At 34.1% G+C, this 16742-nt stretch carries 16 protein-coding genes and 2 pseudogenes; all 18 read left to right on the top strand.

Translation table 11 applies throughout. The features are described 5' to 3' along the window. Window positions 1–224 precede the first annotated feature (224 nt). The 18 genes and pseudogenes from QO263_RS07740 to QO263_RS07820 all read left to right on the top strand — a co-directional run bounded on the left by QO263_RS07740 (window position 225) and on the right by QO263_RS07820 (window position 16703). A complete protein-coding gene (locus QO263_RS07740) occupies window positions 225–2045 on the top strand; it encodes a VirB4 family type IV secretion system protein (RefSeq protein ID WP_285628467.1) in 1821 nt (606 codons plus the stop codon). After that, window positions 2045–2557, top strand: coding sequence for a hypothetical protein (locus QO263_RS07745; protein WP_285628470.1), 513 nt, complete (start codon window positions 2045–2047; stop codon window positions 2555–2557). The genes QO263_RS07740 and QO263_RS07745 overlap by 1 nt, the downstream gene beginning before the upstream one ends. Before the next feature lie 12 nt (window positions 2558–2569). Continuing rightward, window positions 2570–3238, top strand: a complete 669-nt coding sequence (locus QO263_RS07750; RefSeq protein ID WP_502928705.1) for an amidoligase family protein — start codon at window positions 2570–2572, stop codon at window positions 3236–3238. Between the two features lie 170 nt (window positions 3239–3408). After that, the gene (locus QO263_RS07755) at window positions 3409–4827 is read left to right on the top strand and encodes a tyrosine-type recombinase/integrase (protein WP_285628473.1); all 1419 of its coding nucleotides are present in this window, start codon (window positions 3409–3411) and stop codon (window positions 4825–4827) included. Beyond that, complete coding sequence (locus tag QO263_RS07760; RefSeq protein ID WP_285628476.1) at window positions 4824–5768, top strand: tyrosine-type recombinase/integrase; 945 nt, start codon at window positions 4824–4826, stop codon at window positions 5766–5768. Before QO263_RS07755 ends, QO263_RS07760 begins: the two co-directional genes overlap by 4 nt. Continuing rightward, window positions 5761–6768, top strand: coding sequence for a tyrosine-type recombinase/integrase (locus QO263_RS07765; RefSeq protein WP_285628479.1), 1008 nt, complete (start codon window positions 5761–5763; stop codon window positions 6766–6768). Before QO263_RS07760 ends, QO263_RS07765 begins: the two co-directional genes overlap by 8 nt. A gap of 190 nt (window positions 6769–6958) precedes the next feature. After that, window positions 6959–7354, top strand: a pseudogene (locus QO263_RS07770) (amidoligase family protein); the annotation flags it as partial. Window positions 7355–7363: 9 nt separating this feature from the next. Further along, window positions 7364–7891 carry a gamma-glutamylcyclotransferase family protein gene (locus QO263_RS07775; RefSeq protein ID WP_285628483.1) on the top strand — a complete coding sequence of 176 codons (528 nt, stop codon included), beginning with the start codon at window positions 7364–7366 and terminating at the stop codon, window positions 7889–7891. Between the two features lie 6 nt (window positions 7892–7897). Continuing rightward, window positions 7898–8812 (top strand): NlpC/P60 family protein, encoded by a 915-nt coding sequence (locus QO263_RS07780; RefSeq protein WP_352169576.1) that lies wholly within the window; start codon window positions 7898–7900, stop codon window positions 8810–8812. Window positions 8813–8830: 18 nt separating this feature from the next. Next, a pseudogene (locus QO263_RS19000) lies at window positions 8831–9007 on the top strand (hypothetical protein); the annotation flags it as partial. Between the two features lie 12 nt (window positions 9008–9019). Next, window positions 9020–9598, top strand: coding sequence for a DUF6329 domain-containing protein (locus QO263_RS07785; protein WP_285628486.1), 579 nt, complete (start codon window positions 9020–9022; stop codon window positions 9596–9598). Between the two features lie 12 nt (window positions 9599–9610). Then, the gene (locus QO263_RS07790) at window positions 9611–9991 is read left to right on the top strand and encodes a DUF3846 domain-containing protein (RefSeq protein WP_285628489.1); all 381 of its coding nucleotides are present in this window, start codon (window positions 9611–9613) and stop codon (window positions 9989–9991) included. 97 nt (window positions 9992–10088) lie between these two features. Then, on the top strand, window positions 10089–11027 hold the full coding sequence (locus QO263_RS07795; RefSeq protein ID WP_285628491.1) for a DUF5688 family protein: 939 nt from the start codon (window positions 10089–10091) through the stop codon (window positions 11025–11027). A gap of 22 nt (window positions 11028–11049) precedes the next feature. Next, window positions 11050–11448: a DUF6103 family protein gene (locus tag QO263_RS07800; protein ID WP_285628493.1), complete on the top strand. Its 399-nt coding sequence runs from the start codon at window positions 11050–11052 to the stop codon at window positions 11446–11448. A 70-nt stretch (window positions 11449–11518) separates the two neighbouring features. Beyond that, window positions 11519–11773: a DUF6103 family protein gene (locus QO263_RS07805; protein WP_285628496.1), complete on the top strand. Its 255-nt coding sequence runs from the start codon at window positions 11519–11521 to the stop codon at window positions 11771–11773. A 411-nt stretch (window positions 11774–12184) separates the two neighbouring features. Then, complete coding sequence (locus QO263_RS07810; protein ID WP_285628499.1) at window positions 12185–12607, top strand: hypothetical protein; 423 nt, start codon at window positions 12185–12187, stop codon at window positions 12605–12607. A gap of 6 nt (window positions 12608–12613) precedes the next feature. Beyond that, entirely contained in the window at window positions 12614–15283 is a 2670-nt protein-coding gene (gene mobP3, locus QO263_RS07815; RefSeq protein WP_285628502.1) for a MobP3 family relaxase, read from the top strand. Between the two features lie 223 nt (window positions 15284–15506). After that, the gene (locus QO263_RS07820; RefSeq protein WP_285628505.1) at window positions 15507–16703 is read left to right on the top strand and encodes a hypothetical protein; all 1197 of its coding nucleotides are present in this window, start codon (window positions 15507–15509) and stop codon (window positions 16701–16703) included. Window positions 16704–16742: the final 39 nt, after the last annotated feature.

Genomic DNA, 16742 nt, shown 5'->3' on the forward strand with positions numbered 1-16742 from the left:
ATCATAACTATTTTAGCGAATAGTGTCTAAAGTTTCTATCACGACAAAATTCTTTCTACGGGCTGCAATTCCAGAAATAGCACTTCGAAGAAAGTTTGACAAGAAAGGTAATTTTAGTTGCTGAACATAATTTATATTATATATTAACTTTTATATTACCAAGTCTTGCACTAATGTGTAGGGCTTTTTTGATGTAGAAAAAGAAAGAGAGGTAAGAAGAGACTATGGTAAAAAAGAAAGCACCAATCATGGAAGATGAGAAAATCAAAACCTTTGTAGATATGATTGCCCCATCCATCATCAAATTCAACACAGATCATTTTATCTGTGGCAATACCTATAGATGTGTATGGGCACTCCGTGAATATCCTACAAGTACCAGTGAACAAGCAATCCTTCGTCATTTAGGAGAAAAGGATGGGGTTACCCTCAGAATCTATACAAGACAAGTAACTCCAAACGAAGAAAAGAAAATTATCCATAATGCAGCCAATAAAAACAGGATGAATACGGCGAATACAAATGATTTGCAGCAGACCGTAACAGCAGAAAGCAACTTGCAAGATGTTGTTACCCTTGTTTCAACAATGCACAGAAACAGAGAGCCACTCCTTCATTGTGCTGTATATATTGAGCTTACTGCAAGTGATTATGACAGCTTGAAACTGCTACAGACAGATGTATTAACAGAACTTGTGAGATCCAAATTAAATGTAGATAGGCTTATGCTACGACAACAGCAAGGCTTTTTATGTGTTGGTCCAACAGCCAGAAATGTATTTGGTAGTCAATACGAAAGGGTACTCCCTGCATCCTCAGTAGCAAACCTATATCCTTTTAACTATTCGGGTAAGACCGATAGCAATGGGTTTTATTTAGGAAGAGATAAGTTTGGTTCTAATATTCTCGTTGATTTTGATAAAAGAGATGATGATAAAACAAATCCTTGTATCCTAATTCTCGGTAATTCAGGACAAGGTAAAAGCTATTTATTAAAGTTAATATTATGCAATATTTTAGAATCAGGAAAGAATGTCATATGCTTAGATCCAGAGCATGAGTATGTGGAACTAGCAGAAAATATAGGTGGATGCTTTGTAGATTTAATGAGTGGAGAATATATGATAAATCCATTAGAACCAAAAACTTGGGATGAGGGTGGCAGTCCACAGGATAAAGATGCTCCTATTGCATTCAGACAAGCAACAAAGCTAAGTCAGCATATTAGTTTTTTAAAAGACTTCTTTCATTGTTATAAAGACTTTGATGATAGGCATATTGATGTTATAGAAATTATGCTAGGAAAACTCTACACTAAATGGAACATCAGTGACAGTACAAATTTCAGCAAATTAGAATCTGTTGATTATCCTATTCTTTCAGACCTATATACATTAATAGAGGAAGAATATAAAGGCTATGATAAGGGAAAATATCAACTTTATACAGTGGAATTATTACAGGAAATCCTGCTTGGACTTCATTCTATGTGCCAAGGGGCAGAAAGTAAATTTTTCAACGGACATACCAATATAACCTCCAATCGATTTATTGTATTTGGTGTAAAAGGGTTATTACAGGCTAGTAAAAATGTAAAGAATGCATTGCTGTTTAATATATTATCCTTTATGTCAGATAAGCTACTTACAGAAGGCAATACTGCAGCTGGAATTGATGAGCTGTATTTGTTCCTTACTAATCTTACAGCAATAGAATATATTCGTAATTTTATGAAGCGAGTGCGAAAGAAAGAATCAGCGGTAATACTTAGCAGTCAAAACCTTGAGGACTTCAATATTGAAGGCATTAAAGAGCTAACTAAACCGCTGTTTTCTATTCCAGCACACGCTTTTTTATTTAACGCAGGTAATATTGATAAGCAGTTTTATATGGATACCTTACAGCTTGAAGAATCAGAATATAATCTTATTAAATTTCCACAGAGAGGGGTCTGCTTATATAAATGCGGTAACGAACGTTACAATTTGGCTGTACATGCTCCAGCATATAAAGAAAAGTTATTTGGAAAGGCAGGTGGAAGGTAGTGGCTATTGAAAGTGCAGAATGGGTAAAGAAACAAGAAAAAATTGAATCCTACCGAGACCAAAAGCAAGGCATTATAGATGATTTGAGGGTGTGCATCAGTTACACTCCAAACAGGGATAATGACTTGCTTTGTTTTATGGAACAGTATTTAAAAGCAGAAATAAAGAATAGGCCAAGATTATTGGAGCAGATAAAGTATTGCATTAATGGTGAACAATATGAAAATCCATTCCTAGCATATAACCATTATGATGAAAGACACATTGAAGAATTTGACCATATTTTTAATGAATATATTGATAGGCTAAAACTATCTGGTGGAGAATCTACGCAAGTATCTAGAGTTATTGAAAGCACAATATTAAAGATAAACGAACTTCACGATATATGCCGTGGTCAGCTAATAGACTCTTGGAGAAATGAAAGACTTACAGAATATATTGTAACTGTTTCCCAATATGCAGGGTTACAAAATGCTAAGGACATCATCGAAGCAAAAAAGCTATGGTAAGGTGGTGAGTATGTGGACTTAAGAGATCAAAACTTTGGAATTGAAATTGAGATGACAGGCATAACAAGAAAGAGAGCAGCTGAAGTAGTTGCAGAATATTTCAATGAGATAGCTGAACATGAAGGTGGTGGTTATGACACTTATAGTGTAAGGGATAATGAAAATAGAAAGTGGAAGTTTGTAAGTGACGGCAGTATTAGCTGTCAGAAAAAAGTGGGAAATAGAAAGCAAATAGCCGACAGAGAATACAGTGTTGAACTTGTTAGTCCCATTTGTAAGTGTGAAGATATCGAAAAGATACAGGAGATGGTGCGAAAACTTAGAGAGGCTGGAGCATTTAGTAATAAGTCCTGTGGAATCCATATTCACATTAATGCGGCACCTTTTGAAGCATACCAATTAAGAAATCTTGTTAATATTGTAGCTGCAAAAGAGAATATGATATACAAGGCATTACAGGTGGATTCAGATAGGGAAAGACGGTATTGCAAAAAGATAAATACGGATTTTTTGGAGAAGTTAAATAAGCAGAAACCAAAAACAAAGAGTGGAATCCAAAAGTTATGGTACAAAGGTAGTGATGGCAGTCATCAGCATTATCATGATAGTAGATACCATTGCTTGAATCTTCATTCTGTCTTTCAAAAGGGAACGATTGAGTTTCGAGCTTATGTGCAGTAAAATATTATGTTAGCAATAGAAATGAAATGTTGAAAATACAGTAGTTAAGGCCATTATTACTGAACATAATATTTTATCTATGTGGTATTACTTTGATAAATACTGGAAATAATAACATTAGCTAAGTAAATCTTACTCCACATAATAATGTTAACCCGGGAGGTAATACCATGTTAGAAAACTATTTTACAGATTCTCGTACAATTTATAGACTATCAAACTGTGGAATCTTTGGGCAAAAGATGGAGGAATATGCTAAATATCTCCACGAGCAAGAGTTCTCACAAAATACCACGAGGGAATATCTTCGTGCAGCAGCACATCTTAGCCGATTTGCTTTATGGCAAGGCATTAATGATTTATCACTATTAAATGAGACTTTTGCCTGTCAATTTGTAAATGAACATCTCCCTAATTGTTCTTGTGAACGTCTAAACAAAGGGAAATACCATTCCACAATACGTGGTGTATGGCAAGTACTAAATTTTTTAAGTGAATCTAAGATAATTCCATCACCAGTAGATTTAATTGAAAACAGCCTCATACCAAAGAATCCCCAACCTTTTAAACCCCTAAAACCTTATCCACCAATACAATCAGAATCAGGCAAGCCTACCCCACCCAGAACGGATATTGCAAGCCAAGCTGTAATTATGGGTAACTTACCTGAAAGTATGGGTGGCATAGTACTTCAATACGATGAGTACTTAGATAATTTATTCGGACTGTCTAAGAAAACTCGTGATGTCCATAGGCTAAAAGCAATGCTATTTCTTAAATGGATATACGAAGAACATGGCTCTGATTTCCAACTTTCATCCTTGGGTACAGAGGATATTTTAAAGTTTCAAGAGATGTGCAATGAATACGGTTACTCCAACGATTATCGTAAGACCATAACATCTTGTCTTCGTGGATTCCTACGTTTTTTACGTTGGGAACGAATAATACAAGATGATTTGACACCTGCAGTTTACAAACTAAAGGAATGGAAGTTAGCAAGTGTACCTAAGCACATCCCATACGAAACAGCTATGTTGTTACTTTCTGCACCAGATAGGGAAACTGTAAAAGGAAAGCGAGATTATCTAACGCTTTTATTAATGCTACAACTTGGTCTTAGGGCAAATGAAATAATACAAATTGAACTGAAAGATATTTCCCTAACAAAAGGTGAATTATTCATCCATAAGACAAAGACTCACAGGGGGCGTTGTTTACCAATTACAAATGAGATTGCTGAGGCCATTGTTGATTATTTGCGTGTTAGACCAGAAAGGCAACAATCTGAGTTAGTTCTTAGGACTGTAAGACCATATAATCCCCTTAAAAATTCATCTTCACTTGGAAGTGTTGTTCGCCAATATATAGAACAATTAGACCTTAAAGTACCATCATATGGAACCCATCTTCTAAGGCATTCACTAGCAACACACCTAGTAAATAATGGGGCATCTTTCAAGGAAACAGCTGATATTCTTGGGCATACAAGTATTGAAACTACTGGTATTTATGCAAAAGTTCAGATTGAACGTTTAAAAGATATCGCCCTACCATTTCCTTGTTGGGAGGAGGTGTGCGTTATATGAAAAGGGCACCTGATTTTAACAGCTTTAATGCTGATAACCTATCTGAATATACTAAGTTTATGGTGGATAATGGCCGCTCCTTTCGTGTAGAAACCACTATTTTAAAAGAATTTGATCGTTTTCTACAATCCCTAGCAAGTACAGTTATTAATTCTGATACTGTTGAATCTTTCGTTTATAGCAAGATAGACCTTAGCAATAGCCAATATGAAAAACGACATCGTATAATACGTGGATTTTTAGATTACTATGCTATAAAAGGGACAGGGGAAAGTATTCCAACTCCTCCCAAACCACGTAGTCAAGGGCGTCATATACCGTATTTATATACAACCCCTGATATTGAAAAGGTCTTATCCTTAGCTGCTGATTTAAACCCTAAAGATTCAATAAGGTCACATAGTTTTCAAGCAATTATAGGACTTCTTTATTGTACAGGTATGCGTATCAGTGAAGTTCTAAGATTAGATATAAGTGATGTGGATTTGGAAAATGGTGTGTTGTTTATCCAAAACACTAAGTTTAAAAAATCAAGATATGTCCAAATACATCCAACAGCTGTTGAGGTTTTAAAGCGATACTTAAAGTTAAGAAATCATTATTCATCCAATCCCAAGAGTCAGGCATTCTTTTTAAGCACACGCAATGATAGACTGGCATATGGTACTTTTAATGCTACATTCCTTCAACTGGTACGTGAGGCTGGAGTCCGTACAGAAAACCGTAATTCCAGAACCCATGATCTTAGACACACCTTTGCAGTTAATCGCATGCTTAAATGGTATGAAGAAGATTCTGATTTTCACGAGCAACTCCCCGTGCTTTCAACATATATGGGTCATGCTCATTTTGAGGATACTACTTACTATTTAAATGCTAGTGCTGAGCTGATGGCAAAAGGCTCAAAGTCTTTTCAATTTGGAGGTAATGGCAATGAGTGAAACTAAACCTATAAGTCTAGGAGAAATGCTGGAAAGCTTCTTTAACAAAAGATTAATTCAACAACAAAATGTATCACAAAATACAATCAATAGTTATCGGGATACATGGCGACTATTACTTCGTTATTTAGTATCTGAAAAAGAGATATCTATGACTCGATTATCCATTGATATGGTTACGGCAGAGGTAATTCTTGATTTTCTAAATCATCTTGAAACACAACGGAAATGCAGTATAAATACACGAAATCAGCGTAGGGCTGCCATCCGTGCTTTTGCTAGCCATGTAATTTTATATGAACCAAAATATATGGCACAGTTTGAACGGGTTTTATCCATACCAGCAAAGAATTATGAGAAAAAAATGCTTGGTTATCTTACAGATGAAGAGATGGACTGTATCCTATCCACCTTTAATCGCAGTACCCCAGATGGATTCAGAAACTACGCTCTTTTCATGTTAATGTACAATGTTGGAGCCCGTGTTTCAGAGATAATATCAATTAAATGTAAGGATGTAGGTACAAATCAAATACTTATTCATGGAAAATCAAGTAAAGACCGTATCGTTCCAATCTGGCCAGAAACAGCAAAATTATTAAGTCAACTAATGGTTAATGAAAGCCTTGATCCAGATCAAAACCTTTTCTTGAATATGAAAAAGGAACCTTTAACTAGGAGTGGAATTTCTTATATATTGGCTACAGCTTCAATCAACGCAACAAAAAAATGCCCAACTTTACAGGGCAGAAAAATATCACCTCATACAATTAGGCATACAACTGCAATGCATTTACTCCAATCAGGTACTGATCTAAATCTTATCCGAATGTGGCTAGGACATGTTCATTTAGATACTACACATGGATATATTGAGGCAGATATTAAAATGAAACGGAAGACATTAGAAAACAGTGGAATTTCTAAGCCTGGTAAAGGTTATACCTGGAACCCGACAGATGAAGTTAAAGATTTTCTTAATACCCTTGGAATTAAGTGAAGTATTATGTGCAGTAAATGTTATTTCTCTTGAGTACAATTAGCCATAGTTATTACAACAGAATAATTATAACTGGGAATATTATGTTTAGTGATAAGTGGAGAATCCCTTTAGTTGTAGCAAATTCTCTAATTAACTGAACATAATATTTTACTGCACATAAGCACGATTATGCTTAGCTCAACATAATCGTGCCTTTAATGGTTCCCTTCATGCTGGGAAGATGAAAGCATATCTGCAATTTTGTATGGCTATTACAGCTCAAGCCTACAACCAAAGGTCAGCAAGTCCAATAAAGACTGTATCAGAAAATGAAAAATATACATTCAGAGTATGGCTATTAAGACTTGGTTTAATAGGAGATGAATTTAAAACAGCAAGGAAACATCTCCTTGACCATTTAGAAGGAAATATTGCATGGAAGTCACCTGAACAAGCAGAAGCACAGAAAGAAAGGTTAAGAAAAAAGAGAGAAGTTGAGCTTTCAGATTCACAAGAAGAAACAATAGAAACACAAAATAATGATATGGCAGTAGATGAGCAGGAGGAAGAATCTCCTGCTTTTACTATGTCTATGAATCAGTAGGAGGTCAGGATGAAAAATAATAAATCAAATGAGTCAGTATCAGAAATATTATATATTGCATATGGAAGTAATTTAAATCTATCACAGATGAAACAACGATGCCCTACTGCAAGAGTCATTGGAGTATCAGAAATAAAGGATTATGAGCTTGTATTTCGTGGTTCAAGATATAGTTCAGTAGCAACTATTGAGCCATGTCAAGAAAGTAGCGTTCCCGTTTTGCTATGGGGAATCCAACCAGAAGATGAGAAATCACTAGATAGGTATGAAGGTTATCCTAATTTTTATGAAAAGGAAAACATGGAGATTGTGTTAAATGGTAGGACTGTTTCAGCAATGGTTTATGTTATGACACCTGGTCATGAACTCGGAATACCATCAGAACGTTACAAGATATCCATTGAAGATGGCTATATGGATGCAGGATTTGATGCAGATATTTTACAAAATGCAGTAGATAAAATTAAAGTTAAGATGGAGGATGAGATGAATGATATAGGTGAACAAGAAAGCTTATTCGGGATGAAATGGTGGTGATAATAAATGGCAGACCCTACAACCATAGGACTTATTGCAAAAGCAGCTATATCAGCATTATCAGATGAAAGACTGAGAAAAGGAATAGGATGGACTGTTGCTGCAATCCTATCTCCATTTATACTAATCATTGTTATTCTGTGTGGTTTGCTTTCAGGAACAGCAAATCATAACAATACTGCTATCCAATTATCCTTTCATGTGGGTACTATATCAGAAAATATTCCTGAAGAATATCGAGGTCAGATAGAAAATATGCGTAATAGTTTTACAATGCTTGATGAAAGAATAGAGGAAGTTAATGGTCAAATGGAAGATGGAGATAGTCTGGACTCAATAAGGGTTAAGGCTATTTTTTATTCTCTGTATTTCGCCTCTGACCAGCCATCTGGTGTAGACCAAGATAAATATATTGACTGCTTTGTCATTTATGAGGAAAGAACAAGAATCATAATTGATGCAGACGGAAATGAAGTGGAAGAAACATATCTAGTAGCTATACCAATTGATACTCTCCCTGAAATCTATACAAATATTGAAACAAATATGGGAAAGGCAACTACTTATGAAGATATGGCCAATGCCAATGAAATTTATTACCGAATACAGTATGGAGTTCCAGCACCAAGTGAAGGAGATGGTTTTGGGGAATGGGGCGATTGGACACATAGCATTACTCCAGAAGAACTAGAGCAATTGTATCATGATTTGCCAGAGGGAGAGAATGGATCAGAGATAGTAAAGCTTGCCATGACTAGACTTGGAGATTCCTATTCACAAGAAAGAAGAGGACAAGGAAATTATACGGATTGCAGTTATTTGACCATGTGGAGCTATAGGCAGATAGGAATAATAATACCCGGAACAGCCGCAGAGCAAGGAAGATTTTGTGTTAATAATAATCTTACTGTTGCAAAATAAGATTTAGTTCCTGGAGATTTAGTTTTTTGGAGTCATAAACCAAACGGTAGATTTATGAACATTACTCATGTAGGAGTCTATGCTGGAAATGGAAAAGTAATAGATGCTGCATACTCGAAAGGACAGGTGGTATATCGAGATTTATTTGATTCAAACAAACAGGTTCTATATGGCAGACCGCATATTTTAAAATAAAAGGAGGTCTTTATGTTAATTACAAAAGCAATATTTGAAAGAAAAATATCTGAATTTGATACACAAAATTGTGTCATTGAAGGCATTGCAATAATGAGTGAGGATGAGTTTGAAGAATTCAGTAACAATTTATTAGAGGATAGGGACTTCATTATAGATAGAAAAGAAGAAATGTTTATAGATTCTATAGGACAGATCCATGGATTATTGGCACTTAATATGGAAAGCGGAGATGGAATTTTAATTGACAGTCAAGGACATAAGTATGCAAGGTATACTGCATTTATGCCAAACATTAAGCCATATATTGAACAGCAGATTTCAATGGTTGCAGAACAGATAATAAAGGAGGCAGCAGAAAATACTTCAAATGGTAGTTGGGCTATTTATTTTGATGAGATTGAAGAATCCCATGGAATAGTTATAAAAGAAAACAATGGTATTGGAACTTTACTCTTAGATGAACTAACAAGCAGAGATGAAATTGCAGAAATTGAAGTACTCGATGATTGCTTTGATATGACAATCTATCTCGACTATTGTAATAATTTAGACGAAGAAATAAAACCAAGTCAAAACATGAATATGTAGGAGGATGATTGAATGGATAATATAGAAAAGACAATTCGTATCTTAAAGATTGAACCACAAAACTTACCTTATGAAAAAGAAATAGCGAATGACTTGGAGGGTATTCAAGGAGAGATTGAAGGGTTATTTGAATGTATTTATTTAGATGATAATTGTATTTTAGTATGTAATGAAGAAGGAAAATTAAATGGGATGGAATTAAATCGAAGGGTTGGTAATGACATCATTGCTGGTCCTTTTTTTATTGTAGGGGATAGTGAAGATGGAGAATTTGTTTCCTTAAGCGATGAGCAAATAGAAAAATACACACAAGAATTTGGTAAGATTCAAGAATTCACAGGTGAAGAACCAGAGGCACAACCAAGGATGGAGTTTATAGGGTTTGATTTTTAGAATAAGATTATTAGTTTTTAAGCAGCACGCAGCAATGAAGGTAACTATAAAAAGCAGTCTGTTTCAATGAGAACAGCAAAAGTAAAGGGGAATGCATATGACATTTAATGAATATGTAGAAACAGTAAAAAGAGAAATTAAAGATTATTTACCAGAAGAATATAAAGATGTAAACCCAGAAATAAATAAGGTCAGAAAAAATAATGGAATGGAATTAACAGGACTTACTTTGCGTGGAGAAAGCAATATTTGCCCTAATATTTATCTGGATTCCTTTTATGATTTATATCAGGATGGTATGAAGACCAGTGATACTATGAGCAAGATTAGTGAGATTTTTCAAAGAGAAATAAAAAGATCGCCACAGTTTAATTTAGAAGACTTCACCTATAACAATATGAAAGATAATCTGTATTATACGGTCATTCATGCAGAGAAAAATGAAAAGTTGTTGCAAGATATTCCTCATCAAAGAAGAGAGGATTTAGCAATCGTGTATCGAATGCATTTGAATGTATCGGAAGAAGGGATAGGAAGTATTTTATTAAATAATGCACATTTAAAACTTTGGGGTGTAGATCAGGGAGAGGTTCATACCCAAGCAGTAATGAATATGCCAAAGATATTGCCACCTACATTTGAAAATATGAATAATATTATTGCAGAGATGATGGGTGCAGATATAGAAGAATTTGAGGAAATGACAGGAGAAAATATAATGTGGGTACTTAGCAATGATAAAAAAATGCAAGGTGCAGCTTATATATTTGATGAAGAAGTAATGTCCTCTATCGCAGAGAAATTGGGTGGAGATTTTATTGTATTGCCATCCTCCCTCCACGAAGTAATCATATTAAAAGAAGAGGAAAATATGGATTTAGAATATATTCATGGAATGGTTTCAGAAGTAAATGAGAGCCAAGTAGAACCTGATGAAGTATTATCCGATGCAATTTATCGATATAGTTCTAAGGATAATAAGCTATCACTTATAGAGGAATTTGAACAGTCGCAAGATATGGAGATGAAAATGTAGGTAGAAAAGGAGGAGTTATAGGATGAGTATATCAACGGAAAAAGCAACATTACAGGTAACTTTTCAAAAAGAAAAACTAGAAGCATTAAGGTTTTATATGAACGAAAAGGAACTGACTGTAGAAGGGGAATTGCAAAAACATATTAGTAGTATCTACGAGAAATACGTTCCATCAGCTACTAGAAGATATCTAGAGAGAAATGATAATGAGCAGGAAAACCAGACGGAAATAACGGCACCTATTAGTAAAAGTTCATCAGAAGTTACTCCAAGAGCTACCTCTAATCGTGGCAGAAGAAGGACTGAAAGAGTGCAAAGTGAACAGGCAGAAGTTCCAACAGAAACTATAAATGCAGAAGAAATTGAAGAGTCTCAAGAGCAGACAGAGGATGGAAATCAGGGAATGGTCATGAGTATGTAGTGACTATTCCTTTTCTGTTTTTGCAATTGGATTTATTAAAAATTGAATAAAATGAAGGAGGCATGTTTGGATGAAAAAAGATACTATTAGCGTAAGTCTTGAAGCTGAAAAGCTAAGAGCAATCAAGAAATATATGGAGAAGAAAGAGATTGATGTACAAGATGAACTAGCAGAACAGCTACAAAAGCTTTATGAGAAGCATGTGCCAGTCAATGTCAGAGAATATATTGATGAAAAGAATGAGGAAGAAAGTAGAGCTAAAACACCAAGGAAACCAACTAAAAATACTGGTGCAGCTACTTCTACATCTACAACACAGGAATAAAACCATTTTTGGGGCGATATTTGCCCCTGTGTGCGATTGTATGAACGAGAGTGGCACAAGTTATCCTTAAGGAAAGATAAAACGATTTGTGGGCGAATTTGCCCAGAGTTATGAATAGAGCAGATTAAGCCTTATGATACTTGGATTTTAGGAGAATATGAGCCTAAAAGGTAAGTGAACCCCCCTATTGATTTTGGTGCAGGATAAAGGAAGGTGGTCAAAAGATTCCACCTTCCAGTCACATCCCCCGGCAGTGCCGTGGGTTGAAAGAATTAAAGTAGGTAGTCAAAAAACACGGTTTGTGTCTATCAAGGTGGTCAACATTTAGAATAAAACCCATAAAATAAGCACTTGTCAGTGTCATATAGAGGTGGTCAAGTTAAAAGAAGAGAAATTTGAGGTGAAGTTAAAGTGGCAGAATTAAAGAGTACATCAAAGAAACGGACAGCAGTATGGCTCTATCCTGATACAATAGAAAAGATGGATAGCTTGCTTGAAGGAGATAATTGTAAAAGTCGAAGTGAGTTTATAGATAAGGCGTTGAACTTTTATATGGGATACCTTGTAAGTGAGGATACTACAGGATATCTATCAAAGATACTTATATCAGCCATGCAAGGAATAATGAAAGAAACAGAAAACAGAAATGCTAGCAATTTATTTCGTCTATCTGTTGAAATGAGTATGATGATGAATATACTTGCAGCTGGTTTAGAAATTAGTGATGAAGAACTTCGTAGTCTTCGAGGAAGGTGTGTTCAGCAGGTGAAAAAAACAAGAGGTAAAGTATCCATGGAGGAGGCGATAAAGTTCCAACAAGGAATTGGAGAGTGATAATTTATGCCAAGGCTTATTTTAAAGTGCCCATATCTAAAAGGTGGAGGCAAAAGAACATCAGCTCACCTTGAAAACTTGGTAAATTATATAGCTACTCGTGATGGAGTAGAAAAGATAAAAGTCGAAGATAAAAATCTTTCATCTACAATTAAGCAAGAGGAATTAATTGCTCAGATCATAAAAGAGTTCCCAAGTACTAAAAATCTGTTTGAGTATGAGGATTATATTAGTAATTCTACAATAGAAAATGCTTCTGAATTTATTGGGATAGCAATAGAACAAAATGTTGATAAGATTGGTAAAAGAAAAAATTATGTGGATTATATTGCAAATAGACCAAGGGTAGAAAAAATGGGAAAGCATGGGCTGTTCACAGGCGGTGATGATACCCTGGTGCTTAGCAGAATAGCAGACAACGTTGCAAACCATACAGGAAACATATGGACTCCGATTATATCACTTAGACGAGAAGATGCTGCAAGACTTGGTTTTGATAATGCTGAAAGCTGGCACAATATGCTTTCTTACTACACTATAGATATAGCTGAATGTTTGAAAATAAAGCCTGAAAACTTTCAATGGTATGCAGCTTTTCATAATGAAGGGCATCATCCCCATGTTCATATGATTTGTTACTCTACAGATCCTAAAGAGGGATACCTAACTAAAAAAGGTATAGAGAAAATGAAATCAGGATTTGTAAAAAATATCTTTGGTCAGGAACTAGAGGGAATTTATATAGAGCAAAGTAAAAGAAGAGATGAGTTGAAACAAGAATCAAGGGAAGTATTAATCAAACTAATTACTGAGATGAAAAATGACACAATGCAGAATAGCAATATTGAAGAAAAGTTAATAAATCTTTCCGACCGTCTGAAATTTACTAATGGAAAAAAACAATATGGTTATTTACAGCCACAGCTTAAAGCAATGGTAGATGAGATTGTAGATGAGCTCGCAAAGGATGAAAAGATTAGTAAGGCATATGCTCTTTGGTATGAAATGCATAATGAAGTGCTTTATAATTACATGGGTAATTTGCGTGAACCTCTTCCTTTATCACAGCAAAAAGAATTCAAGTCAATTAAAAATATGATTATTAGAGAGGCGGATAATTTCGATAAAGGAACTACTACCTTTGAAGAAGTAACTGATGATAATACTGATATTACTGATGAAAGAATAGATAAAGCAATAGATGACATATTTATAAATGATACTGGATTTATTGAAATAGAAGGTTATACTCTAGATTTAGTTAGTGAAATAGAAGTTAATGATGATACCACTGAAGATGTTTACGTAAAATGGAGTGATGAATACAAAGAGGCTTGTGATTTTTTATTTGGTACAGATGATATAGTTCAAGATTTAGAAAGAGCTTTTGAGATGTTTGTATTAGAAGCAAAAAATGGGAATGCTCTTGCCATGTTTGATATTGGAAGAATGTTTGCAGACGGACTTGGTCGAGATATTGATATATCAAAAGCTTATGAGTGGTATCAAAAGGCTCTTGCAGCTTTTTATAAGGTTGAAGATAAAAAGACATGGAAATATACAGAATATCGTATAGGTAAAATGCAGTTACAAGGTCTTGGTACAGAAGAAAGCTATGAAGAGGCTTTCTATTGGTTCACTTTATCAGCAGAACAAAAATATAAATTTGCCGAGTATTCTTTGGGTGGACTTTATTATAGGGGCCAAGGCGTAGAACAAAGCTATATAAAAGCTTTTAATTTGTATTTAAGATCTGCAAAACAGGGTTTCCCATATGCTGATTTTGAAGTTGCAAAGATGTATAATGATGGAGTTGGAACCTATAAGAATGAAAAAGAATCAAATAAATATTTTCATTCTGCATTCATCGGTTTTGAAAAGTTAGAAAAGCAAAGCAATGATGATAAAATACAATATAGACTTGGCTGGATGCTTCAAAATGGGATTGGTACTGAAAAGGATATAGAGAGAGCAAAAAAGTACTATGAAAAGTCTGCAAAGCTAGGAAATTTATTTGCTTGTTACTCACTTGCAAAATTAATCCTTGCAGAAGAAAATCCAACTATAACAGAAATTAAGAAAGCAGTTGAATATTTATATCAGGCATCGACAAGTGGTAATCAATTTGCACAGTATTCTCTTGGCAAGCTTTATCTTAACGGAAAATATGTGGAGAAGGATATTTATAAAGTTGTAGGACTGTTTGAACTATCATCAGAACAGGGGAATGAGTATGCGGCATATCAGCTAGGCAAGTTATACCTTAAGGGGGAGGATATACATAAAGACATTTCGACAGCAATAAAATGGTTACTTATATCAGCAGAAAAAGGAAATCAATATGCACAGTATTTATTGGGGAAATTATATTTAACGGGTGAAGGTGTACCAAAAAATAAAGAAGAGGCAATAGAATGGTTTACATTATCGGCAGATCAAGGAAATGAATACGCAAAGATTTTCCTTGAAAATATGGATAAATTTAAAGAACCATCTGCATGTCTTATGGTAACAAGAATGTTCCATCATATGAGTAAAATATTTGAAGATAATATTCCTCTTAAATCATCAGGGGTAGGATTAAAGATAGATAGTAAGCTTATGAGGAAACTAAGAGAAAAGAAAGCAGCACAAGGGAATAAGAGAGATGAACATGAACAGGGAATTATAATTTAAAATTGAAATGTGCTTGTAAGAAAATTGTTGTTCAAAAAGATATCAAGCTATTATATAATTAATATAAATAGAATATTAGGATGTGGGAATTATTTATAAATAATCCGATGATTCGGAATTTGTATGAATAATTTTTAAGATAATATTTTTTATAAAAGGAGTAACTAGTAAAAAGTTAAGGGTAATTTTGTAACTCAAACTGTAAAGGAGATCTAGTGTATATATGGATGAATTATTAATGAAAATATTATCATTAGATATATATCGCAATATAAGTTATTATACTAGTCATTTGATGCTTCCTCTATATAGACATTTCGGAGGAATGAAATGGAATGGAACTCAAAATTACCTCATACCGTTGGTAAATAAGACTAAAGAACTTATAGAAAAAAGCGGAATATCCCAAGAAACTATTCTTCACCATTTAGCGAATGATATTTCAAACCCATCTTATCTATTTGTGGCACAGGCTATCCTTGTCTATGCTGTTCCAATTAAATTAGATGATATACAAAGATATAAAATTGTTACAAAACAAATATCCCTACCTTCTAATATATACATTGATGATGAAATACTTGCCTGTGCCTTAGTTTGTTATGTATTAGATGAGAACAGATATAAGCAATGGGATTTTAATATAATTGTTCCAGAAGAAAAATTTGTTTATCCAACCAATGACTATCATTTAACCAAAGTTAAAAATATTGATTTTCGTCAGAGTGGTTTCATTTTTGATAACAAATATTATCTTTATAATATATTTATTGATAGAAAGCCGCTCCGTGCTGGAGAGGCAGTTCCTGCAGTTTTTAAAATTATGCAAGATGGTGTTGATTTGAGCAAAGCAGATCTCTTTTTGCGATTAGATGAACGATTAGCAACCGATATTGATAAAGCAGATATTTGTCACTATGAATTTTCGGAAAAATTCTATGGACCATCATTTCTTTTTTCAAAAACAAGATTAGACAAGGCAAAGAACATTACTGTTCACTATAATCCTGAAACATATAATAAATTATTGATGGTTGTCAAGAAAGATTATGATACTATTCTTAATGAAGAGTTTTGGCACATTGAGGTAGAACAACTTCCATATATTGAAGAAACTTATAAATCCAAATATGTATTAATTACTTTTGTTCATGGTAAGTATTACCCAAATAGAAAAGCCTTCAGACACATTGATTTTATAAAAAATGAGTATAGCACAGAAAAATATAAGCAAAAACATAATGGGTGTTCTAATGCAGATATTTCTATTGACTACTACACCGAAACGAAGAACGAACATTATAAAATATGGTGTATAGAAAATATAGATATGAGTGAAGAGTTATGGTATAAACTCACGTTGGTTTCTTTAACATCACAATTTAAAAATTTATTTAATGAAATGCTGGAAAGAATATAATGTTATTTAAATACCAACCAATTCATGATGAGCTAAACA

It is taken from the genome of Proteiniborus sp. MB09-C3, from assembly GCF_030263895.1.
Taxonomy (GTDB): Bacteria; Bacillota; Clostridia; order Tissierellales; family Proteiniboraceae; genus Proteiniborus.